20 protein-coding genes are annotated in these 21,800 nt (G+C 62.8%); 13 read left to right on the top strand and 7 right to left on the bottom strand.

Going from position 1 to position 21,800, the window contains the following annotated elements; all coding sequences use genetic code 11:
- The first annotated feature begins 32 nt into the window (after positions 1–32).
- Positions 33–1,352 (top strand): ArgE/DapE family deacylase, encoded by a 1,320-nt coding sequence (locus ACWNZ3_RS20530; RefSeq protein WP_496902098.1) that lies wholly within the window; start codon positions 33–35, stop codon positions 1,350–1,352.
- Here ACWNZ3_RS20530 and ACWNZ3_RS20535 read toward each other — a convergent pair.
- Together ACWNZ3_RS20535 and ACWNZ3_RS20540 are read right to left on the bottom strand one after the other, a co-directional pair.
- Complete coding sequence (locus tag ACWNZ3_RS20535; RefSeq protein WP_496902099.1) at positions 1,341–3,638, bottom strand: penicillin acylase family protein; 2,298 nt, start codon at positions 3,636–3,638, stop codon at positions 1,341–1,343. The two genes, ACWNZ3_RS20530 and ACWNZ3_RS20535, sit on opposite strands and share 12 nt — an antisense overlap.
- 20 nt (positions 3,639–3,658) lie before the next feature.
- Positions 3,659–4,471 (bottom strand): IclR family transcriptional regulator, encoded by an 813-nt coding sequence (locus ACWNZ3_RS20540; RefSeq protein ID WP_269367487.1) that lies wholly within the window; start codon positions 4,469–4,471, stop codon positions 3,659–3,661.
- Positions 4,472–4,624: 153 nt separating this feature from the next.
- On the opposite strand from ACWNZ3_RS20540, the gene ACWNZ3_RS20545 reads away from it, so the two are divergent.
- The 8 genes from ACWNZ3_RS20545 (at position 4,625) to ACWNZ3_RS20580 (ending at position 14,441) form a co-directional block, all read left to right on the top strand.
- Positions 4,625–6,139 carry a M81 family metallopeptidase gene (locus ACWNZ3_RS20545; protein ID WP_496902100.1) on the top strand — a complete coding sequence of 505 codons (1,515 nt, stop codon included), beginning with the start codon at positions 4,625–4,627 and terminating at the stop codon, positions 6,137–6,139.
- A gap of 109 nt (positions 6,140–6,248) precedes the next feature.
- Positions 6,249–7,856 carry an ABC transporter substrate-binding protein gene (locus ACWNZ3_RS20550; protein ID WP_269367485.1) on the top strand — a complete coding sequence of 536 codons (1,608 nt, stop codon included), beginning with the start codon at positions 6,249–6,251 and terminating at the stop codon, positions 7,854–7,856.
- 71 nt (positions 7,857–7,927) lie between these two features.
- Entirely contained in the window at positions 7,928–8,872 is a 945-nt protein-coding gene (locus ACWNZ3_RS20555; protein WP_269367484.1) for an ABC transporter permease, read from the top strand.
- Positions 8,869–9,759: an ABC transporter permease gene (locus ACWNZ3_RS20560; RefSeq protein ID WP_496902101.1), complete on the top strand. Its 891-nt coding sequence runs from the start codon at positions 8,869–8,871 to the stop codon at positions 9,757–9,759. The genes ACWNZ3_RS20555 and ACWNZ3_RS20560 overlap by 4 nt, the downstream gene beginning before the upstream one ends.
- Positions 9,756–11,384: an ABC transporter ATP-binding protein gene (locus ACWNZ3_RS20565; RefSeq protein ID WP_269367482.1), complete on the top strand. Its 1,629-nt coding sequence runs from the start codon at positions 9,756–9,758 to the stop codon at positions 11,382–11,384. The genes ACWNZ3_RS20560 and ACWNZ3_RS20565 overlap by 4 nt, the downstream gene beginning before the upstream one ends.
- An 18-nt stretch (positions 11,385–11,402) precedes the next feature.
- A complete protein-coding gene (locus ACWNZ3_RS20570; protein ID WP_114276654.1) occupies positions 11,403–12,566 on the top strand; it encodes a M20 aminoacylase family protein in 1,164 nt (387 codons plus the stop codon).
- A gap of 11 nt (positions 12,567–12,577) precedes the next feature.
- On the top strand, positions 12,578–13,711 hold the full coding sequence (locus ACWNZ3_RS20575) for a M20/M25/M40 family metallo-hydrolase (protein WP_496902102.1): 1,134 nt from the start codon (positions 12,578–12,580) through the stop codon (positions 13,709–13,711).
- A 379-nt stretch (positions 13,712–14,090) separates the two neighbouring features.
- Positions 14,091–14,441, top strand: a complete 351-nt coding sequence (locus tag ACWNZ3_RS20580) for a winged helix DNA-binding protein (RefSeq protein ID WP_496902103.1) — start codon at positions 14,091–14,093, stop codon at positions 14,439–14,441.
- 114 nt (positions 14,442–14,555) lie between these two features.
- Here ACWNZ3_RS20580 and ACWNZ3_RS20585 read toward each other — a convergent pair whose 3' ends face one another.
- Entirely contained in the window at positions 14,556–15,443 is an 888-nt protein-coding gene (locus ACWNZ3_RS20585; protein WP_496902104.1) for a LysR family transcriptional regulator, read from the bottom strand.
- Positions 15,444–15,536: 93 nt separating this feature from the next.
- On the opposite strand from ACWNZ3_RS20585, the gene ACWNZ3_RS20590 reads away from it, so the two are divergent.
- The 4 genes from ACWNZ3_RS20590 to ACWNZ3_RS20605 all read left to right on the top strand — a co-directional run bounded on the left by ACWNZ3_RS20590 (position 15,537) and on the right by ACWNZ3_RS20605 (position 17,581).
- Entirely contained in the window at positions 15,537–16,271 is a 735-nt protein-coding gene (locus ACWNZ3_RS20590) for an NAD(P)H-dependent oxidoreductase (protein ID WP_496902105.1), read from the top strand.
- Positions 16,272–16,489: 218 nt separating this feature from the next.
- Positions 16,490–16,960, top strand: a complete 471-nt coding sequence (locus tag ACWNZ3_RS20595; protein ID WP_496902106.1) for a phosphate acyltransferase — start codon at positions 16,490–16,492, stop codon at positions 16,958–16,960.
- Positions 16,939–17,211: a phosphate acyltransferase gene (locus ACWNZ3_RS20600; RefSeq protein WP_496902107.1), complete on the top strand. Its 273-nt coding sequence runs from the start codon at positions 16,939–16,941 to the stop codon at positions 17,209–17,211. Before ACWNZ3_RS20595 ends, ACWNZ3_RS20600 begins: the two co-directional genes overlap by 22 nt.
- Before the next feature lie 4 nt (positions 17,212–17,215).
- Positions 17,216–17,581 carry a GlcG/HbpS family heme-binding protein gene (locus tag ACWNZ3_RS20605; protein WP_496902108.1) on the top strand — a complete coding sequence of 122 codons (366 nt, stop codon included), beginning with the start codon at positions 17,216–17,218 and terminating at the stop codon, positions 17,579–17,581.
- A 17-nt stretch (positions 17,582–17,598) separates the two neighbouring features.
- On the opposite strand, the gene ACWNZ3_RS20610 is transcribed toward ACWNZ3_RS20605, so the two are convergent.
- The 4 genes from ACWNZ3_RS20610 to ACWNZ3_RS20625 are packed head-to-tail and all read right to left on the bottom strand — an operon-like array spanning position 17,599 to position 21,800.
- Entirely contained in the window at positions 17,599–18,345 is a 747-nt protein-coding gene (locus ACWNZ3_RS20610) for an SDR family NAD(P)-dependent oxidoreductase (RefSeq protein ID WP_496902109.1), read from the bottom strand.
- A gap of 28 nt (positions 18,346–18,373) precedes the next feature.
- Complete coding sequence (locus ACWNZ3_RS20615) at positions 18,374–19,996, bottom strand: ABC transporter ATP-binding protein (protein WP_269361047.1); 1,623 nt, start codon at positions 19,994–19,996, stop codon at positions 18,374–18,376.
- A complete protein-coding gene (locus ACWNZ3_RS20620) occupies positions 19,993–20,832 on the bottom strand; it encodes an ABC transporter permease (RefSeq protein WP_269361045.1) in 840 nt (279 codons plus the stop codon). The genes ACWNZ3_RS20615 and ACWNZ3_RS20620 overlap by 4 nt, the downstream gene beginning before the upstream one ends.
- Positions 20,829–21,800, bottom strand: coding sequence for an ABC transporter permease (locus ACWNZ3_RS20625; RefSeq protein WP_274575729.1), 972 nt, complete (start codon positions 21,798–21,800; stop codon positions 20,829–20,831). Before ACWNZ3_RS20625 ends, ACWNZ3_RS20620 begins: the two co-directional genes overlap by 4 nt.

Genomic DNA, 21,800 nt, shown 5'->3' on the forward strand with positions numbered 1-21,800 from the left:
AGTCTGGGCGAAACCGATTGCAGGAGCTTTCAATGACCACGGACAGCACACCCCTTCCACTGCCGGATGGCGCTTTGGAGCGGATCACCAAAGCCGTCGATGCGGGGTTCGAGGCCCAGGTCGGGTTTCTGGCGGATTTCGTCGCAATCCCGAGCCTGAGGTTCGAGGAAGGTGCCGCCCAGGATTTCATGGCGCAGGCGCTGCGGCAACGGGGCTACAAGGTGGATGACTGGACGATCCGGCTGGAAGACCTTGAGCACCTGCCGGGTTTCGGGCCGATCCACGGTGATTTTTCACGCGCGCGAAGTGTGGTCGGCAGCCATCACAGTGCCCGGACAAAAGGGCGTTCGCTGATCCTGCAGGGGCATCTGGACGTGGTGCCGACCGGGCCGGTCGAGATGTGGAAGTATCACCCCTTCGACCCGGTGATCGAGAACGGCTGGATGAACGGCCGCGGGGCAGGAGACATGAAAGCCGGCACGGTCGCCGCCCTTTATGCGCTGGATGCGCTCAAGGCCGCCGGGTTCGAGCCTGCGGCGACCGTGCATTTCCAGTCGGTAATCGAGGAGGAAAGCACGGGACTTGGCGCGCTTTCGACCCTGCAGCGGGGCTACCGCGCCGATGTCGCGGTTCTGCCGGAGCCATCGAGCCTGACGATCAACCGCGCTCAGGTGGGGGCACTTTGGTTTCGGCTGCGGGTGCGGGGCAAGCCGGTGCATGTGTCGGTCGCGGGCGAAGGGTCGAACGCGATCATGGCGGGCTATGATATTCTTGCCGCTTTGCAAGAAATGGAGGCGGAGTGGAACGCGCGCGCGGCGCAGGACCCGGTCTATCATGACGTGCCGCACCCGCTGAACTTCAATGCGGGCAAGATCGAGGGCGGGGACTGGGCATCGAGCGTGCCGGCCTGGTGCGACATCGACTGCCGGATGGGCGTGCTGCCGGGGCAGGATCTGGAGGCTGCCAAGGCCGAGATCGAGGCCCGCGTGTCGGGGGCGGCGCGCGACCATCCTTTCCTGTCCAACAACCCGCCCGAGGTGATCTGGAACGGTTTCCAGGCCGAAGGATACGTGCTGGGGCCTGACGCCGACCCGGCGCTGGCAGTGATGCGCGCGGCCCACGCGCAGGTCATGGGTGCGGGCGCGCAGATCGCCGAGCACAAGATGACGGCGCTGACGGACACGCGGTTTTATGGTCTCTACTATGACATTCCGGCCTTTTGCATCGGGCCTACAGCACAGAATATTCACGGCTTCGATGAACGCGTCGAACTGGAATCGATCCGCAAGCTGACGGTGGTTCTGGCGCTGTTCATCGCGCAATGGTGCGGTTTGAACCCCTTAGGGGACTAGGTTGATCCGGGATCTGGTCGCGGAATCCACGGCTTCCGCCGAATAGAGCATCGGCACGTAATCCCCCGCAGCCCAGAGCGGCGCCAGATCGGCGTAGTGGGGGCTGTCCGGCAGGGCGGACTGGCCGGGCGTGTTGATCCAGACGCTGTTGTCCCATGCGCCCACGTCCACAACCATGCGGACCGAGGCGCCGATGGTCACCCGGTAGTCCGCCGCTTCGTAGTGGCCCAGCATCACGGTGCCACCCGCCCCGCCGGTCGGCAGGGGGCCGATATCCTGCTTGCCGCCGATCGGGGTCAGCGCGTGATTGAAATAGCCCTGGTGCAGGTCGCCCCATTGCCATCTGGTGGTGTCCTTGCCGTAGGTTTCGCAGGCTTCTTCCCAGGCGGTCTGCAGCGTGCCGGCCAGAAGCGCATCGCGGTCCGGTGCTGCCCGGGCAGCAAGGCCTGGAAGATCGCCGCGCAGCAGGCGCAGGACGGTAGGCACGCTGCCCGGAACAAGAACGGCGCGCAGGGCGGGATCCTCCGCCACCCGATCCAGCAGGGCGGGGCGCAGGTGCCGGGACAACCAGATCTCATAAAGAAGTGCCGCGGCGGAAGAAGCCCGCGCATAGCCGTCCCAGGCCTGCAGCAATCCTCGGGCCGGGGAGGGGGCGCTGGCGGGCAGCATCGCGCAAAGCTCTTCGGCCAGGGCCGAATAGGTATCGGTTTGCAATGCGCAATTGTCGGCCACGTTTCGGGCACCACCCCTGGCGATCACGTCGGCGATGCGGTCGGCGCGGCCGTCCTCGAACCATTCAAAGCCGACGGGCCGGGCATCGTGATCCCAGGTGTCCGGCAGGTTCATCTCGTTCGCGGAATGGACAAAGCCGCGCTCGGGGTTGGTAATGGCGGGCAGATCCTCGGCGGTCATGTATCCCTGCCATTCAAAGCGGCCATCGCCCGGCACCGGGGTCAGGCCGCGCCAGCCGGAGCGGCGCGGGACATAGGCCGCCGCCTGCCAGCAGATATCGCCGACGGTATCGGCATAGACCATGTTGACCGAGGGCGCGCCCCATGTGGCAAGTGCCTTGCGGAAGTTTGGCACGCTGGTGCTGCGCATGGATTTGAGGGACCCCATGTAGGGCGACGTGCCCGGATCGGTAAAGACAGTGCGGACAGCGACGCCGACATTGTCCCGCGCATGGACCAATGGGCCGTGACGGGTAAAGCCCAGGGTTAGAGACTGTTCCGGCGCATCTTTCACCGCAAATTTCTCTTCTACCCAGGTGATCGCCTCGGTCCCGGTGCCAAAGCGGTAGGCGTTGCCGTCCTCGGTCAGGTCGTAAACCATGACGTCCTCCTGATCAGCGCAGAAGATCGTGAGGCTGAAGGCCGCGGTGCCGTTGTGGCCGGCCATGATGCCGGGAGAAGAGGGCTCTCCCGCGCCGATTATGTCGAGGCCCGGCGCGGTGAGATGGACCATGTAGCGCAGGGAGGGTGCGGCATGGGCGCGGTGCGGGTCGCTTGCCATGATGGCGCGGCCGGTGTCCGTCTGGCCCGGCGCAATGGCCCAGTTGTTAGAGCCTTCGGGTGGTGTTGCGCGTTGCACGGTCTTTCGCGCGTCCACACTGGACCATAGCGGTGCCTCCTCCAGCGTCGCGTCAAGCCGGGCGCGCTGGAAGGTCACGGGTGCCGTGGCAAGCTCGTAGACCGCCAGCGCATCTGAAGGCAGGCGCTTGTCGGTTGTGACGTCCCATTCGCTGTCCGGCACGGGAGGGGACAGGGGCACACGCAAGAGATCGGTTTCCGGGTCGGCAAGGGTATGGACCTGCAGACGCGCCAGTTCCGACGCCGCGTTGCGGGCGAGACAATGGGTGCGGATGCGCACCACATCCTCGGGCAGCCAATGGGCCGGTTCAGTCCCTAACTCGGCGAATTCGGGCGGCAGGGGCAGGTCACCCGCAAGCACCAGATCGACAGCGGCATTGATGCCTGCGGCGAAAGCCGTGCAGATTTCCCGGGAATCTTCGCCATAGGCGGCCCATTCCCGATCCATCTCTCCACGATAGAGAAACAAACGCGCGGCGCGGTCCTGCATCAGATAGCCGGGCCCAAAGTCGGCGGCCAGCAGGCCCAACCCGCGCTTGCGCCAGAGGTCAATCTGCCAGAGCCGGTCGCGCGCGGCGTTGAACCCCTGCAGGAAAAAAGCGTCTTGTTGGGTCTCCGCGCGGATATGCGCCATGCCCCATGTGTCGATTGAGATGCTGGCAGGGGCCGAGAGGCCGGGCAGTTTGATCGTTGTCATGGGATGTCTCCTCGGGAAGATCAGTACTTGCTGAGGGCGCGTGCGGCCTGCTGGCCAAGCGGTGCGGTGCGGGCGCGGAACTCTTCGGGGGTCCACTCGGCAAGCGAGCCCGCGATGTGAATGGCGGCGACCGGTGCGCCCTTGCTGTCGAGGATCGCAAAACCCATGGCGATTTCGCCTGACAGGATCTGGTTCAGTGCCAGCGCATAGCCCTGCGCGCGGGTCTGTTCGACAGCCTGCATGATTTCGTCAATTTCGGTCATCGTGTTCGGGGTGAAGGGCCGCCTGTCCGAGCGGGCAACAAGATCGCGGGCGGTGTCTTCGGGCAGGCGGGCCAGGATGGCCAACCCGCCGGAGGTGCAGAATGTCGGCACGCTGTGGCCGACGATAGAGGCGTTGAAGGTCTGACGCTTGGTCTGGAGACGCACGGCATAGACCATGCGGAGGTCATCGAAGAGCGACAGGTCGATCCGTTCGCGCACCGTGGTGCGCAGTTCCTGCAGGACCGGTGTGGCCTGCCGTACCAGCGGATTCAGACGCAGAAAATCGAGCGTGTGATCCAGGATGCTGACGCCGGGGACATAGCCGTGCCCGTTTGCGTCGCGGCTGATGTAGCCAAGGGCGCGCATGGTATGGACCATCCGCTGGGCCGCGCTGCGGTCGAGCCCGGCACGTGACGCGACTTCCGAGAGGGTCAGGGGCCCTTCGGTCTGGTGAAAGGCCGACAGCACCGCCATCGCCTTTTCCACGGATCGGACGAAAAGCGGACTGGCGCGTTCCTCTTCCAGATTGGCGGAGCGGCCGGTTTCGGCGCGTATCGTATTCCTGAACATTATCGCTTTCCTGACACAGCGGCATTGACGCCGGGTAAGGCGGCGGCATACGATTTCTATACGATGTAGTTGTATTGTCTAGCAATACTTCTGTGGGCGACGGACAAGCGGGCCGAGGTCGGACCGCCGTCAGCACAAGTCGGGGGAAACAAGATGTCAAAGCGCGTGGCTCTGGCCGGATTTCTACATGAAACAAACACTTTCGCGCCTACGAAAGCGCGCATGGCGGACTTTGTGCAGGGGGGTGGTTACATGCCCCTGGCTCGTGGGAAGGCCGTTCTGAGCCAGGGGCGCGACATCAACCTTGGAATTGGCGGCGCGGTCCAGTTTGGCGAATCGGCGGGCTGGGAGATGGTGCCAATCCTCTGGGCGGGTGCCATACCGTCGGCCCATGTTTCAAAAGATGCCTATGAAAGCATCAGTGACGAGATAGTTTCGGGCATTGCGGGGGCCGGCGCGCTGGACGGTGTCTTTATCGACCTGCACGGCGCGATGGTGGCGGAACACGAGGATGATGGCGAGGGCCGGCTGCTCAAGCGCCTGCGCGAGGTGGTGGGGCCGCATGTCCCGATTGCCGCGGCTCTCGACCTGCATGGAAACATCACCCAGGATATGGTGGATGCGGCCGACGTGCTGGTGGGGTTTCGTACCTATCCCCATGTGGATATGGCCGAGACGGGGCACCGGGCCGCGGCGCAGCTGGATGCGCTGATGGCGCGGGGGGCGCCCTTTGCCGCGGCGTTCCGGCGGCTGCCCTTCCTGGTGCCGATCGCCTGGCAGAGCACAAGGGCGCAACCGGGGCAGCGGATTTACGAACTGGTCGCGGAACAGGAGGGTGGCGGCGTGGCCAGCACGTCGTTCTTCTTCGGCTTTCCGGCGGCGGATTTTCCCGGCTGTGGTCCGACCGTGATATGCTATGGTGAAACGCAAGCCGATGCCGATCACGCGGCGGATGCCATAGAGCAGGCCGTTCTGGCGGCGGAGCCGGAGCTGGCGGGAGAGACCTTTGAGCCTGAGGCGGGTGTAAACGAGGCGATGCGCATTGCCCGTTGCGCAAGCCGTCCGGTGGTGATCGCGGATACGCAGGACAATCCCGGCGCGGGGGGCGACAGCAACACCACGGGGATGTTGCGCGCGCTGGTCGCACGGGGCGCGCAACGGGCGGCCCTGGGCAATATGGTCGACCCGCGCGCGGCAGCGGCAGCACACGAAGCGGGACAGGGGGCCGAAATAGAAATCGCACTTGGCGGTTTCTCGGGCATTGCGGGCGACACGCCGTTCGAGGGGCGCTTTACGGTCGAGGCCCTGTCTGACGGCAAACTTGTGGCGAAGGGACCGTTCTATGGTGGCGCGCCCCTGGACATGGGTCCCTCAGCCTGCCTGCGTATCGGTGATGTGCGCGTGGTGGTCACCACGAACAAGGCACAGATGGCCGATCGCGAGATGTATCGCTTTGTCGGGATCGAACCGGAGAAACAGGCGATACTTGTCAACAAGAGCTCGGTGCATTTTCGGGCCGATTTCGACGGCATCGCAGAAACGATCCTGACCTGTACGGCGCCAGGCCCGATGCCGGTCAGCCCGGCAAGCCTGCCGTTCAGGAACCTCGCCCCCGGCATGAGGCTGGAGCCTCTGGGGCGGGTTTTCGAGGCACCGACTGCCGCCTGACCTGCGGCGGCACAGACAGATGAAAGGAGCGACGACATAGCCAAGGAAGATCAAGAAACGAAAACAGGGGCAAAAGCCTCGCGATGACACCAACCAACGGGAGTTACCAATGAAACTGCTGAATTTCACAAAATCGGGAACCGGATTCCGCATGTCCCTGTTCTCTGCGGCGCTGGCGGGTCTTGCCATGATGTCCGGGGCCGTGGACGCGCAAACGCTGCGCGCGGTCAAGCACTCTGACCTTCGGGTGCTGGACCCGATCCTGACCACCGCTTACATGAGCCGGAACCACGGCTACATGATCTTTGACACGCTCTATGCGCTGGATTCCGATCTGGTGCCGCAGCCGCAGATGGTCGACAGCCACGAAGTGTCCGAAGACGGGCTGACATATACTTTTACCCTGCGCGACGGATTGAAGTTTCATGACGGCGCCGATGTCACCGGAGAGGACGTTGCCGCGTCGATCAAGCGCTGGGGCGAGCGCGACGGAATGGGACAGGTGCTGATGTCCTTTGTCGAAAGCATGTCGCAGGGCGACAGCCCCAACCAGTTCGTCATCAACCTGAAGGAACCCTACGGCCTGGTCATCGACAGCCTGGCGAAACCTTCGTCGAACGTGCCGTTCATCATGCCCAAGCGGCTGGCGGAAACGCCCTCTACAGAGCCTATTCCGGAGCAGATCGGCTCTGGCCCGTTCAAATGGGTGGCGGATGAATACCAGCCCGGCGTCATCGCGGTCTATGAAAAGTTCGAGGACTACGTGCCGCGCGACGAACCGGCAAGCTGGGCATCGGGCGGCAAGGTCGTCAAGGTGGATCGCGTCGAATGGGTCGTGATGGCTGATGATCAGACCGCGTTGAACGCGCTTCAGGCGGGCGAGATCGACTATTGGGAAAGCCCGCCTTCTGACCTTTTGCCGATCCTCGATGCCAACCCCGATGTGACGGTCAAGAACCTCAACGCGCTTGGCTTTCAGACGATCATGCGGCCCAATACTTTGAATGCGCCGATGGACGATCCGAAAATCCGCAAGGCCGCCATTGCCGCAGTGAACCAGAAAGACGTTCTGGATGCGCTCGTGGGCAACCCGGACCTCTACAAGATATGTGGCGCGATGTTTGTTTGCGATACGCCGCTGGCCAGCGATGTCGGCTCCGAGACGCTGACGCAGGGCAACGGTATGGACCAGGCCAAGGCGCTGCTGGAAGAGGCGGGTTATGACGGCACGCCCATCGTCGTGATGCACCCGACAGATGTGAGCACTCTGCGTTCGCAGCCTGTCGTGGTGGCGCAGGCGATGCGGGACGCGGGCTTTACCGTCGATCTGCAGGCGATGGACTGGCAGACCCTGGTCGGCAAGCGCGCGTCGCAGGCCTCCATCGCGGATGGCGGCTGGCACATGTTCATGACCAACTGGGTGGGCGCGGATGTGTTCAACCCCCTGGTGAACAACATGGTCAACGGCAAGGGACCCGATGGCGGCTGGTTCGGCTGGCCGGATGTGCCGAAGCTGGAAGAGCTGCGTACGGCCTATGCCACAGCCGCGACGCTGGAAGAACAGAAGGGTCTGGCCGAGGAAATTCAGGCCCTGGCCTATGAGGAGGGCATCTATGCCCCGATCGGCCAGTACTTCGTTCCGACGGCATGGTCCAACAACCTTGAGGGTGTGCTGGACGCGCCCGCGCCGCTGTTCTGGAACATCAGCAAGAACTGATGCGACACCGGCCTCGCGCCAAACGCGCGGGGCCGGACACCTCATTCGAATGCATTCCGAAAGGACTTCCGATGGTTGTCTACATCGTGCAGCGCATCCTGGCCGCGATCCCGGTGATGGCCTTTGTCGCGCTCTTCGTCTTTCTGCTGTTGCGACTGACCCCGGGCGACCCGGCGGCGATCATCGCGGGGGATACCGCGACGCCTGCACAGCTTGAGGCGATCCGCGACTCGCTGGGGCTGAACGATCCGCTGCTGGTGCAGTTTTTCAGCTGGATCGGTGACCTGCTGCGCGGCGATTTCGGCACCTCGATCCTGTCCGGCAAGCCGGTGCTGAACCTGATCGCGGACCGGATGGAGCCGACCATCAGCCTGGCGCTGACCACCATCATCCTGTCGGTGCTGATCGCCGTGCCACTGGGTGTCATTGCCGCATGGAAACAGGGCACATTGATCGACCGTTTCGTGATGCTGTTGTCGGTGCTGGGCTTTTCCGTTCCGGTCTTTGTCATCGGCTACCTGATGATCTCGCTTTTCTCCATGCAACTCGGCTGGTTTCCCGTGCAGGGGTTCAAACCCATCGGCGATGGTGTCGGACCATTCCTGCACCGGATTGCCCTGCCGACAGTGACGCTGACCTTGCTCTATATCGCATTGATCGCACGGATCACGCGTACCTCGATGCTGGAGATCCTGGGTGACGATTACGTGCGTACCGCGCGAGCCAAGGGGCTGCCCGAACGCAAGGTGCTCATGCGCCACGCCCTGCGCAATTGTTCCGTGCCGATCATCACGGTGATCGGCATCGGCTTTGCGCTGATCATCTCTGGCGTGGTGGTGACGGAATCGGTGTTCAACCTGCCGGGGCTGGGGCGGCTGACGGTCGATGCCGTGCTGAGCCGCGATTACCCGGTGATCCAGGCGGTGATCCTGCTCGCCTCTCTCATCTATGTCGTGATCAACCTGCTGATCGACATTGCCTACGTCCTGCTTGACCCGAGGATCCGCTACACATGACCGATCAATCCGCGTCCTCTGTCGTTCCCGCCCGCGTCACCGCGCTGGCCCGCGCGCGGGAGATTGTCTTTTCCGGCCCGCTGGTCACCATCGCCGCCGGTATTCTGCTGATCATCGTTCTGTCGGCGCTGCTGGCGCAATGGATTGTGCCGCACGACCCTGTGCGCCTGTCGCCGGGGGTGCGCCTGAAACCGCCAAGCGAGGAATTCTGGCTTGGCACGGACGCCTATGGCCGCGACCTGTTCTCGCGCATCATCTATGGCGGGCGGATTTCGCTTGTCGTGGGTGTGGCGGCGGCGATCTTTGCCGTGGTGCTGGGCCTGCTTCTGGGTCTGCTGGCGGGTTACATCCGCTGGATCGACGCGGTGCTGATGCGGATGGTGGACGGGCTCATGGCTATCCCGTCGATCCTGCTCGCCATCGCCATCGTGTCGCTTTGGGGCGCGAGCCTGTGGACCGTGCTGGTTGCGATCACCATCCCGGAGGTGCCGCGCGTGGTGCGGCTGGTCCGGTCGCTGGTGTTGTCGGCGCGCGAGGAACCCTATGTCGAGGCGGCGATTGCCGCCGGGACCCCGACCTGGATCATCATGCGCCGCCACCTGGTGCCGAACACCATCGCGCCGCTGATCATCCAGGGCACCTATATCTGTGCCAGCGCCATCCTGACCGAGGCGATCCTGAGCTTTCTTGGCGCGGGGATAAACCCCGAGACGCCGAGCTGGGGAAATATCATGGCCGAGGGGCGGATCTATTTCCAGATCAACCCGGGCATCGTGCTTTGGCCCGGCCTGGTGGTGTCGATCACCATCCTGTCCATCAACCTTCTGGGTGACGCGGTGCGCGACGCACTTGATCCGCGCATGGCGAAACGGGGTATCGAAAGATGAGCCTTCTTGAAATTTCCGACCTGCGGATCGCACTGAACGGCGACAGGGACAGCCAGGTGGTCAAGGGGCTGGACCTGAGCATCGAGGCGGGCCAGACCACCTGCCTTGTCGGGGAAAGCGGCTCGGGCAAGTCGTTGACCGCACTTGCGACCATGGGTCTGCTGCCGCCGGTGCTGAAACCCATAGCAGGGTCGATCAAGCTGAAGGGGGAGGAGTTGCTGGGGGCGAAACAATCGCGTTTGCGCGCGCTCAGGGCCACCTCCATGTCGATGATCTTTCAGGAACCGATGACGGCGCTGAACCCGGTCGCCCGTGTCGGCCAGCAGATTGAGGAAGTGCTGGAGTTCCATTCGGACTTGTCGCAATCCGCCCGAAAGACCCGGGTGAAGGAAATGATGGAGCAGGTGCATCTGCCGGACGTGGACAAGATGTACCGCAGCTTTCCGCATCAATTGTCGGGTGGGCAGCGCCAGCGGATCATGATTGCGATGGCGCTGGTCATGCGGCCACAGCTTCTGATCGCCGATGAACCCACGACCGCACTGGACGTGACGACACAGGCGCAGATCCTCAGTCTGATCCGCGAGTTGCGAGAAGAACAGGGCGCGGCGGTGTTGTTCATCACGCATGACATGGGTGTCGTGTCCGAGATCGCGGATGATGTTACCGTGCTCAAGCTGGGCGAGGTGATGGAGACGCAGAAGCTGGACGATCTCCTGCGCCGTCCCAAGACAGAATACACCCGCGATCTCTTGCGCTCTGTTCCCAGCCAGGTGCCCCGCATGGCGCGGCCCAGGACGTCGGACAACGTGGTGCTGGAGGCAAAGGACCTGTGCAAGACCTATGGCGGTGGCGGGCTGTTCCGCAAGGGCCGCGAGGTCAAGGCGGCTCAGGATGTTTCCTTCAGCCTGCCCAAGGGCCGGACGCTTGGCATCGTGGGTGAAAGCGGATCGGGCAAGACCACGGTGGCACGCTGCATCATGCGACTGATCGACCCGACATCGGGGGCGATCCGGGTGGGCGGCACGGATATCGCGCAGCTGACGCAAAAGGAACTGAAGCCCGAGCGCAAGAACATCCAGATCGTGTTTCAGGACCCGATGCGCTCGCTGAACCCGCGCATCGAGATCGGCCAGTCGATCATCGAAGGGCCGCTGAATTTCGGCGTGCCGAAGGACAAGGCGCTGGCGCGCGCGCGTGAGTTGCTGGAACTGGTGGGCCTGCCCGCCAGCGCGGTGAACCGCTTTCCACACCAGTTTTCCGGCGGCCAGCGCCAGCGCATCGCGATTGCCCGTGCGCTGGCGATGGACCCTGACGTTCTGGTCGCGGACGAGGCGGTGTCAGCGCTGGATGTTTCGGTTCAGGCGCAGGTGCTGGACCTGCTGGCGGAACTTCAGGAAAGGCTGGGGCTGGGCATATTGTTCATCACCCATGACCTCGGCGTGGCAGCGCAGATCTGCGACGATGTTCTGGTGATGCAATACGGCAAGGTTGTCGAATACGGCCCCGCCGCCCAGGTGCTGGGATCGCCTCAGCAGGATTACACCAAGGCGCTGATCAAGGCCGCTCCCGGGCGGCATTGGGATTTCGCGAACTTCCGCCCCTTTGCAGAGGCGGCTGAATAACACAATGGAGACCACCACATGAATGTCATGCCCATCATTGCCGACAGCACGGAAGAGCTGGAGGCGATCTTCAAGGATCTGCACGCCCATCCCGAGATCGGCTTTACCGAGCATCGCACCGCCGGTGTTGTCGCCGAAAAGCTCAAGGCCTATGGCGTTGACGAGATTCACACAGGCATCGCGGGGACCGGTGTTGTCGGTATCATCAGGGGCAACCGCGAGGGTCCCCGCCGGATCGGGCTGCGCGCGGACATGGATGCGCTGCCGATCAACGAGGAAACCAACCTTGCCTATGCCTCGACCAATCCGGGAGTGATGCACGCCTGCGGGCATGACGCACATACCACCATGCTGCTGGGCGCGGCACGGCATCTGGCCGCCACCCGCGATTTCGCCGGCACCGCCGTTCTGATCTTTCAACCTGCCGAAGAGGGATTGGGCGGTGCGCGGGGGATGCTGGCGGACGGGCTGTTCGAGCGCTTTCCCTGTGACGAGATTTACGGGATGCACAACATGCCGAATGGCGAGGCCGGCAAAGTCGGTATCTGCAAGGGGGCCGCGATGGCGGGGGCATCGTTTTTCGACATCACCATCCAGGGCAAGGGCAGCCACGCGGCAATGCCGCACCAGTCGCGCGATCCGCTGGTGATAGCCTCCGACCTGGTGGGCAGCCTGCAGACAATCCTGTCACGCAATATTGCGCCACTGGACACCTGTGTGTTGTCGGTGACGCAGATCCATTCCGGATCGGCATATAACGTGGTGCCCGACTCCGCATCGCTGGCGGGGACCATCCGCTATTTCAAGGACGAAGTCTGTCAACTGGCCGAGACCCGCATGCGCGAGCTCTGCGCCGGATTTGCCACCGCCTACGGCGTGACGATCAACATCGATCTGCGCAACATCTTTGACGTCCTGATGAACGATGCCGACCTGTCGGATGCCTATATGGAAGCGGCAGCGGACATCGTGGGGCGCGAGAACATCAGCGGCACCGATGAACCCGCCACCGGGTCGGAGGATTTCGCCGATATGCTCAAGGTCGTGCCCGGTGCCTATTGCCGGATCGGTCACTCCGGCACGACCGGGCTGCACAACCCCAGTTTCTTCCTCGATCCTGAAGTTCTGCCCGTCGGCGCTTCAGTGATGGCGCGTATCGTCGAACGCCGTCTGGCCAACTGAAAGGACATGTGATGAACCCTCTTGAACTCCCCTTTGACACGGATGAGATGCTGACCGGGCTGAAACCCTGGATCGAATGTGAAAGCCCCACTTTTGACGCGGCGGCCGTCAACCGCATGATGGACATTGCAGCCTACGAGATGGCCGCGCTTGGCGCGACGGTCGAGCGCATTCCCGGGCGGATGGGTTTTGGCGGTTCGGTCCGGGCACGGTTTCCGCATCCCGACATGGGCAAGCCCGGGATCCTGATTTCAGGGCATATGGATACGGTGCATCCCATCGGCACGCTGGATGTCCTGCCGTTCAAACGCGATGGAGATATCTGCTACGGCCCCGGCTTGATGGACATGAAGGGCGGTAACTATATCGCGCTCGACGCGATCCGAAAGCTGATCGCCGCCGGTCTTCAGACGCCCTTGCCCGTCACGGTCCTGTTCACCCCGGATGAAGAGGTCGGCACCCCGTCCACCCGAGATTTGATCGAGGCCGAGGCCGCGCGCAATGCATATGTCCTGGTGCCCGAACCGGGCCATGACGATGGCGGCGTGACGATCGGTCGCTATGCCATCGCGCGTTTCAACCTTATGACCAAGGGCCAGCCCAGCCACGCGGGTGCGCGTCTCTCCGATGGCAAGTCCGCCATCGCCGCAATGGCCCGCAAGATCGGCGAGATCGAGGATATGACCGGACCGGACTGCACCTTCAGCGTCGGGGTGATCCATGCGGGTCAATGGGTGAACTGTGTCTCCTCCTCCTGCGCGGCAGAGGCGCTGAGCATGGCCAAGAAACAGGAAGACCTTGATGCCGGGGTCGAACGCATGTTGGCGCTTCAGGGGGATATGAACGGTGTCGAATTCATCGTCGAACGCGGCGTGACGCGCCCGGTCTGGCGGCCCGACACGCCCGGCACGGCGAAGATTTTCGATATCGCCAAGGACATTGCCAAAGAGCTTGGCTTTGAGATGCAGGGCCGCAGTCAGGGCGGCGGGTCCGATGGCAATTTCACCGGCGCCATGGGTATTCCAACGCTGGATTCACTGGGGGTTCTGGGCGCGGGGCTGCATACGCTGAACGAACATATTCAGGTGGATAGCCTGACCACGCGGGCAAAGCTGATGGCGGGGCTGTTGATGCGGCTGGCTTGAAAAGGATCAAAAGGCGATGCCACGTTAAACCGGTGCGATTGTCGGCAACTTGAACTGTGAATGGGCAGAACGGATGCCGGGCCCGCCGGTCAAATGCACATGCCACCGGTTCCCACCGCGAGTCATTTTGCACGCAGTTTGACGACGCGCGGCGCTTTCGGTTCTGGCCGTCGGCGCCGCGACGAGTTGGAGCCGCAGGCAGAGGTCATCGGGCATTGGACCCCGGATCCGGCTGGCAAATTCACCGCACCTGCATCAAAAGTCAGATTGAACTGCAAAACATCCTCAACCAGTAGAGACCAACATAAAACCAACCCCTCCGCTTACCCGCTTTATCGGCGAGGCCGAACGCACGCTGCAAGCGGTTCTGAAACACCAGTTGGATCGCGCCGGACTGCGCTTTGAAGAATGGGTGACCCTGACAATAGTGTCCGGGGCCACCGCGCCGGATAAGGCCGTGCTGCTCCGGCAGATCGCCGCGGCCAAGGTGGTTGCGCCGGGCGATGAAGCGGACCTGTTGCATGCAATGATCCAGCGCGGTCACATCGAAGGCGACAGCGTTCTTGCCCTTTCTGCTGAAGGCCGTGCGGTGTTTGAACCCCTGCGCGACGCAATTCGCGGCATTACCAGTGGCCTTTTCGCCGAGCTTCCGGCAGATGATCTCGACACAACCCGGCGGGTGCTGGAAACGGTGACGCAGCGGGCCAATCAGTTTTTGGCGGAGACCTGATATCTGAAACCAGCAAGATGCCAATCCCTGTGCAGTGGCGCGGACGCCACCGTATTGCACTTGAAATGATGGGTGAGGTACGGGTACCGAGCGCTACCTTTCTGCATTAGCTGATCAAGGTTCAAGCTGTGCCCGGATGGAATCGGAACTGGCCAGATAATCCAAAACCGCACGCACGCGCGCCGTGTGCCGCAGGTCGGCGTGGGTGAGGAGCCACAGATCAACGGCGATCTCATCTATATCATCCCCAAGGCGCGCCAGCCTGGCGTCGCGCCCGGCCAGGTAAGCAGGCAGAACCGCGACGCCAATGCCGGCCTGCACCGCGGCATAGATGCCCAGCACGGTGTTCATCCGACAGACGACCATCTTGTCGTTGGCGTGATTTTTCATCCATGCGTGCAACTGAGGATAGGGCATCGCCGGGCTTGGTCCGATCCATGCCAAAGGCTGATCAGGGTCCGTCACCGCACCCTTTGCCTGCAGATCATGACGCCCATATACAGCTTGCCGTATGACGCCCAGTTTGCGCCCGACCAAATGCTCTGCCGGGGCCGCTGCGGGTCTGATGGCGATATCGGCCTCGCGCAGGCTCAGGTCGGATATTTCGTTCGATACACTGATCTCAAGCACGATTTCGGGTGCCAGCCTCCGGAACTCTGCCAGCACCGGGGTCAGCAATGCGTGTAAAAGAGTGTCTGTGGTGGCAATCCGCACCACGCCGGAGGGGCGCAGATCACCACCCGACAGACGTCGTTCCGTCTCATTTGTCAGATCGGCAATCTGGCGCGCAATGGCAACGATCTCTTCTCCGGCGGCTGTAGGCCGGTAGCCTGACCTGAAACGCTCGAACAGACGGACGCCCAGTTTGGCTTCGATGACATTGATCCGGCGAAATACGGTTGGATGGCTGAGACCTGCCAGCCGCGCGGCCTTGTTCAATGATCCGGCGTCGGCGATTTGCAGCACAATCCGGTAGTCACCCCAGTCAAGCTCGTTGTTCATCCGTGCAATATTACCTTGCAGATTCGTCAGCTGTGAAAACAGAATTGAACAATAGATGATCCTGAGACATTGGCAAACAGCAGGTGACCAAAGATGCATGTGCACATCATCCATGCCCATCCGGAACCATCATCCTACAACGGGGCCCTGACCAAGGCGGCACAGCAGGCGCTGCAACAACGCGGCGATACCGTCACGATATCCGATCTTTACCAATCGGGTTTCGACCCGGTCGAGAAGCCCGCCAATTATCCCGATCGCGCGGACATGGCGCATTTTGCCGCGCTGAACGAGCAACGGCACGCGTGGCAAAACGGCACATTGCCGGGCGTGATAGAGACTGAAATTGCCAATCTCGAACAGGCCGATCTGGTTGTCTTTCAGTTTCCCCTGTGGTGGCACGGCCCGCCTGCAATCCTCAAGGGATGGTTTGACCGGGTGTTCGTCAGCGGGGGCCTCTACTCCAGCAGCAAGCGCTATGACAGCGGTCATTTCCGGGGCAAGCGCGCTGTGCTTTCTGTCACCACCGGCGCGCCGCGCCAGGCCTTCGGGCCCGGCAGCCGGGGCGGGGATTTTGATACCATGCTCTGGCCGCTGCAGTATTCACTGCACTACATGGGTTTTTCGGTTTTGCCGCCGTTCATTTCCTTTGGCGTCCAGGGGCACGGCTATTGCTATGAAGGTGCGGACAGCTTGAAGAAGCGCCTGGCACAGAACCTCGATGAATGGCGGCGTCATCTTGGCGACATCGAAAGGGCCGAACCACTGGTGTTTCCCGGCTGGCATGACTGGGATGAGGATGGGCGCGCCCTGAACCTCAAGGGTTGAAAGGATCAGTCACAATCAGGAAGCATTGGATCGACATTGACGACAAACGTTCATCCCTTTGGTGCTGGCTGGGTGAAAACGGGCCAGAGCGTTCATCCGCCTGATAAACCACGGGCGAAGTCGCGGACATGAGACCTCGCCCGATCAGCACATCTGTCCACGCCGCGACAGGGTCAGAAACTACCGGTCAGCTGCGACTTTTCAACATATGGTCCGCAATGCCCATCAGGTCAGTCGCCTGGCAATCCCAGTCACCCGACGACACGGCTCTGCTCGACCGTCACATGCGCCCCGCTATCCTGACAGAAGCGGGGCAGATCCTCTTGCTGGCGGTGACGGATGGTCTGGATCATTTCGGTCGCGCCATTGATCAGATCAATGCGATGCAGGCAGCACAGAAAAATGTTGTCACGGTGGGCTGCGCGATCTGTACCGGAACCTATTGGCTGGACAATGTATCGGTGCGCGCCGTGCAGGGACTGCCAATAGAGGGGATACACACGCCGATTCTTGTGGGGCGTCCCGATGTGATCGCGCAGCGGCTGGACCAGATGGATTTGCAGATCTTTGCAGACCGCGATTTTGAGATTGTGAATCCGGAACAGGATCCGCGTTACGACGACTATTGGCGCAGCTATCACGACCTGATCTTGAATACGAAGGCGAGATGCACACGGAACTGGGGCTGAACACCGAGTTGCGCGCGCGCCTGTTGCCGAACAACCGGCTGACGGGGCGGGCGAATGTGCGGATCTATGGCAGCACGGACGCCGCCGGTGCCGCGCGCGATCTGCTGAAGGGGGTTGCCGAGGGCCATGAGGTCGGGCCGATCCTGATGGGCATGGGCAACCGCGCCCATATCGTGACCCCCGAGGTTACGCAGCGCGGGCTGATCAATATCGCCACGCTCGCCAGCACAGATGTCACAAGCTACGGATAAAGCCATGAACCTTGACCTTGCAAATCGACTGATCTCGACCGCGCTGGAGTGTCGTCGCACACGAGGAGCCAAGCCAATGACTGTTGCTGTCATTGACGCGGGCGGCCACCTTGTTGCGCTCCAGCGCGAAGACGGCACCAGCAATTTGAGGGCTGAAATTGCTCAGGGCAAAGCGAAGGGCGCAATTGCAATGGGATTGGGGTCACGCGCGCTTTATGAACGTGCGCAAGAACAGCCTTATTTCAATCAGGCCGTGACGACACTGCAAAATGGTGACCTGATAGCGGTGCCCGGTGGCGTCTTGATCCGTGAGCAGGGAAAAATAATCGCTGCGATCAATGCTGTCGGGTTAGAAGCCGATGCGGGTTGAGATTGGCGGCGGCGCCATCACACATGTTGCCCGCCATTCACTTCGATCTCGACCCCGGTGACGTAGGAGCTTTGATCGGAGCACAGGAAATAGATCGCATCAGCGACTTCCATGGGCTGGCCGAGGCGGCGCATCGGCAGGGTCGCGATGATCTTGTCGGTTCCTTCGCTGAGGATGCTGGTGTCGACCTCTCCCGGGGCGATGGCGTTGACGCGCACGCCCAGGGGGCCGAAATCATGCGCCATCTCGCGGGTGAGGGCGGCAAGGGCCGCCTTGGATGTGGCATAGGCGGCCCCGGCGAAGGGATGCACCCGCGCACCGGCGATCGAGGTCACGTTGACCACCGATCCCTTGCCGCGCGACAGCTCGCCCTGCAGCCCGCGGGCCAGTACGACGGAGGCGAAGAAGTTGACGTGAAACACCTCGCCCCAGACCCGCAGGTCGGTGTCCAGCGTGCTGAGGCGTTCACCCTCCGGCCCCTTGGGCGAGATGCCCGCGTTGTTCACCAGCGCGTGCAGCGCGTTGCCGTCGAGCAGGCTGCGGATATGTTCCACCGCTTCCATGATCTGGCTGGGGTGGCTCAGGTCCACCTGCACGTGATCGCGCGCGCCGCCCGGCCAGGGGCATTGCGGCGAGAAAGGCTGCCGGGAACAACTGATCACGCGCCAGCCTTCGCTGGCGAATTTCTTGACGGTGGCGTGGCCGATGCCGCGGCTGGCGCCGGTCAGCAGAAGGGTCTTCTTCTCCGGGGCGTTGTCGGCCATGGATTGTCCAATCAAAGGGGCAGGGGGATTATTCCACTGCGGTCAAGGCACGTTCGTAGTCCTGCCCCGGGATCGCGTCCAGCAGGCTTTGCGTATAGGCGGTGTCGGGATCGTGCAGCACCTTGGCGGTCGGGCCGACCTCGACGATCTTTCCTTTCTGCATGACGATGATCCGGTCGCAGATCCGCGCGGCCACCCGCAGGTCGTGGGTGATGAACAGCATCGACAGATTCAGCCGCGTCTTGAGGTCCGCCAGCAGGTCCAGCACCTGCGCCTGGATGGACACATCGAGCGCCGACACGGCCTCGTCCGCGATGATGATCGACGGGTCCAGCGCCAGCGCGCGGGCGATGCCGATGCGCTGGCGCTGTCCGCCTGAAAACTCATGCGGGAAGCGGTCCATCGCTGAGGCGTCGAGGCCGACAAGTTCCAGCAGGTTGCGGGCCTTGTCCATCGCCTCGGCCCTTGGCGTGTCATAGGCGATCAGCCCCTCGGTCAGGATGCGCGACACGCGGGCGCGGGGGTTGAGCGACGAAAACGGATCCTGGAAGATCATCTGCATCTTGCGGCGTTTGTCACGCAGCTCGGTGCCCGACATCGGCGCGATATCCGCCCCGTCGATCAGAACGCGGCCCTTGTCCGGTTCGACCAGCCGCACGATGCAGCGCCCGACGGTGGATTTGCCCGAACCGCTTTCCCCGACGATGCCGATGGTCTCGCCCGCGAATAGGTCGAAGGTCACATCCTGTACTGCCCGGACCACGCGGGGTTTCTTGAAAAAGGAGCCGGAGCCGGTGGTATAGGTCTTGCTCAGGCCCTCGACCCGCATGACCGGGGTGCCAGGGGTCTTGTCGCCCTCGGTGTGGCGGGTCAGGCGCGGGATCGCGTCGATCAGGGCGCGGGTGTAGGGGTGCCTCGGATGCAGCAGAACCTCGTCCGCCGTTCCGGTTTCGACGATTTCGCCGGTCTGCATGACAATGACGCGGTCGGCAATGTCGGCAACGACGCCAAAGTCGTGGGTGATGAAGATGACGGCCATGCCGCGCGACTGGCGCAGGTCTTCGATCAGCTTGAGGATCTGCGCCTGCGTGGTCACGTCAAGCGCGGTTGTGGGCTCGTCCGCGATCAGGATATCAGGCTCTAACGCGAGGGCCATGGCGATCATCACGCGCTGGCGCTGGCCGCCGGACAGCTGGAAGGGATAGGCGCGGATCGCCGCCTCCGGGTCGGGGATGCCGACCTCCTCCAGCAGTTCCAGCGCGCGGGACCGGCGTTGGGAGGGGGTCAGTTCGCCATGCGCCTCGAAGACTTCCGAAATCTGGGCACCGACGCGCATCAACGGGTTCAGCGCGCTCAGCGGTTCCTGGAAGATCATCGCGAAGCGTTTGCCGCGCAGGGCCATCATTTTCGATTCCGGCAGGCCGAGGATCTCCTGCCCGTCGAAGGTGATCGTGCCGCCGGTGGCCCTCACGCCCTGCGGCAGCAGGCCCATCACGGCATTGGCGGACATGGATTTGCCCGAGCCGCTTTCGCCGACGATGCACAGGATTTCTCCCGCTGCGAGATCGAAGTCGATGGCCCTGGCGGCGAACGGACGGTCGGCGCCTTCAGGCAGGGCGATGTCCAGATTGCGGATGCTGAGCAGGCTCATTCGGATTTCCTCGTCAGGCGCGGATTGAGCGCGTCGTTCAGGCCCTCACCGATCAGGTTCAGTGCAAGCACGGTCAGCAGGATCGCCATGCCCGGCAGGAAGGACAGCCACCAGGCGGTGCGGATCACGGTGCGCGCGGCCCCGATCATGTAACCCCAGGACATGATGTTCGGATCGCCGAGGCCGAGGAAGGACAGCGAGCTTTCCAGCAGGATCGCCTGTGCCACCATGAGCGAGGCCAGCACGATGATCGAGGGCAGGGCGTTGGGCAGGACGTGACGCAGGATGATCTGCGTGTTGCCGAGGCCTTGCAGGGTGGCCGCCTCAACAAATTCGCGGGTGCGCAGGCTCAGCACTTCGCCGCGCACGAGGCGGGCGACCGGTGGCCATGAAACGATGGCGATGGCGATGATCACGTAGGTCAGGCTGGGTTGGAAGATCGCCAGCAGCACGATGGCGAGTGCAAAGCTGGGGATGGTCTGGAAGAATTCGGTAAAGCGCATGAGGATGTCGTCGGTGCGGCCCACGAAATAGCCCGCCAGCGCGCCCACAGGCACGCCGATGGCAAGTGCCACGATGGTGGAGACGAGGCCGACCAGCAGGCTCACGTAGGCACCATGCGCCAGCCCCGACAGCACGTCGCGCCCCAGCGCATCGGTGCCGAGCCACAGCGCATCGTCGCTGAAGGGCGGCAGGAACGGGCGCTGCACCATCTTCCATGGGCTTTGCGGGAACAGGAAGGGGGCGGCGATGGCCGTGACAATGACAAGGGCGAGGATCACGAGGCCGATCACCGCGCCGCGGTTGTAGCGGAAGCGTTTCCAGAAATCCTTCATTTGGTCAGCCTTATGCGCGGGTCAACGATGACATAGACGACATCGGTGATGAGGTTGAACAGCAGCACCATGGCCCCCGAGATATAGAACACGCCAAGGATCACGGCATAGTCGCGCTGGCTGATCGCTTCGAACATCAGGCGGCCGATGCCGGGCCAGGCAAAGACCGTCTCGGTCAGGATCGCGCCGCCGAAAATCTGACCTGCCTGCAGACCCGCCAGGGTGATGACGGGCAGCAGCGCGTTGCGCAGGATGTGCCGCCGCTGGATCACGCTGCGCCTGAGGCCCTTGGCACGCGCCGTCTTGACGAAATCGAGACGGCTGACCTCCAGCATCGAAGAGCGGGTCATGCGCATGTAGATCGCGGTAAAGAACAGTCCCAGCGTGGTTGCGGGCAGGATCAGGTGTTTGGCAACGTCGAGGACATGGGCCAGACCGGTATAGCCTGCGCCGATGGTCGAGTAGCCGAAACCGGGCAGCCAGCCGAGCCAGACGGAGAACACGAGGGACGCCATCAGCGCGACCCAGAACAGCGGCGTGGCATAGAACAGCAGAGCCAGCGTGGAGATGATCGTGTCGCCCCAGGAACCCTGGCGGGCGGAGGCGGCGACACCGGCGATCACCCCCAGCACCAGCGACAGCACAAAGGCGACGCCGGTCAGCAGCAGGGTAGCGGGCAGGCGGCTGGCAATCAGATCGGCAACCGGCATCTGCTGGCGATAGGAAAATCCGAGGTCCAGCATCACGGCGCCTTTCAGATAGGTCCAGAGCTGGATGTAGAGAGGCTGATCAAGGCCGAAGCGAATGCGCAGATCGGCGAGAAACTTCTCGTCCGCCGCACCGGCCTCGCCTGCCATGACGGCGGCGGGGTCGCCGGGGGCGGCATGGATCAGCAGGAAGTTGAAGACCAGGATGGCCAGGAGGATGAAAACCGCCTTGACCAGCCTGCCCAGAATGAAACGTATCAC

It is taken from the genome of Sulfitobacter sp. IGS-18 (assembly GCF_059628195.1).

Coding starts and splice junctions, on each gene's coding strand:
- ACWNZ3_RS20530 (WP_496902098.1), top strand. CDS start 33: ATGACCACGGACAGCACACCCCTTCCACTGCCGGATGGCGCTTTGGAG.
- ACWNZ3_RS20535 (WP_496902099.1), bottom strand. CDS start 3,638: ATGACAACGATCAAACTGCCCGGCCTCTCGGCCCCTGCCAGCATCTCA.
- ACWNZ3_RS20540 (WP_269367487.1), bottom strand. CDS start 4,471: ATGTTCAGGAATACGATACGCGCCGAAACCGGCCGCTCCGCCAATCTG.
- ACWNZ3_RS20545 (WP_496902100.1), top strand. CDS start 4,625: ATGTCAAAGCGCGTGGCTCTGGCCGGATTTCTACATGAAACAAACACT.
- ACWNZ3_RS20550 (WP_269367485.1), top strand. CDS start 6,249: ATGAAACTGCTGAATTTCACAAAATCGGGAACCGGATTCCGCATGTCC.
- ACWNZ3_RS20555 (WP_269367484.1), top strand. CDS start 7,928: ATGGTTGTCTACATCGTGCAGCGCATCCTGGCCGCGATCCCGGTGATG.
- ACWNZ3_RS20560 (WP_496902101.1), top strand. CDS start 8,869: ATGACCGATCAATCCGCGTCCTCTGTCGTTCCCGCCCGCGTCACCGCG.
- ACWNZ3_RS20565 (WP_269367482.1), top strand. CDS start 9,756: ATGAGCCTTCTTGAAATTTCCGACCTGCGGATCGCACTGAACGGCGAC.
- ACWNZ3_RS20570 (WP_114276654.1), top strand. CDS start 11,403: ATGAATGTCATGCCCATCATTGCCGACAGCACGGAAGAGCTGGAGGCG.
- ACWNZ3_RS20575 (WP_496902102.1), top strand. CDS start 12,578: ATGAACCCTCTTGAACTCCCCTTTGACACGGATGAGATGCTGACCGGG.
- ACWNZ3_RS20585 (WP_496902104.1), bottom strand. CDS start 15,443: ATGAACAACGAGCTTGACTGGGGTGACTACCGGATTGTGCTGCAAATC.
- ACWNZ3_RS20590 (WP_496902105.1), top strand. CDS start 15,537: ATGCATGTGCACATCATCCATGCCCATCCGGAACCATCATCCTACAAC.
- ACWNZ3_RS20595 (WP_496902106.1), top strand. CDS start 16,490: ATGCCCATCAGGTCAGTCGCCTGGCAATCCCAGTCACCCGACGACACG.
- ACWNZ3_RS20600 (WP_496902107.1), top strand. CDS start 16,939: ATGCACACGGAACTGGGGCTGAACACCGAGTTGCGCGCGCGCCTGTTG.
- ACWNZ3_RS20605 (WP_496902108.1), top strand. CDS start 17,216: ATGAACCTTGACCTTGCAAATCGACTGATCTCGACCGCGCTGGAGTGT.
- ACWNZ3_RS20610 (WP_496902109.1), bottom strand. CDS start 18,345: ATGGCCGACAACGCCCCGGAGAAGAAGACCCTTCTGCTGACCGGCGCC.
- ACWNZ3_RS20615 (WP_269361047.1), bottom strand. CDS start 19,996: ATGAGCCTGCTCAGCATCCGCAATCTGGACATCGCCCTGCCTGAAGGC.
- ACWNZ3_RS20620 (WP_269361045.1), bottom strand. CDS start 20,832: ATGAAGGATTTCTGGAAACGCTTCCGCTACAACCGCGGCGCGGTGATC.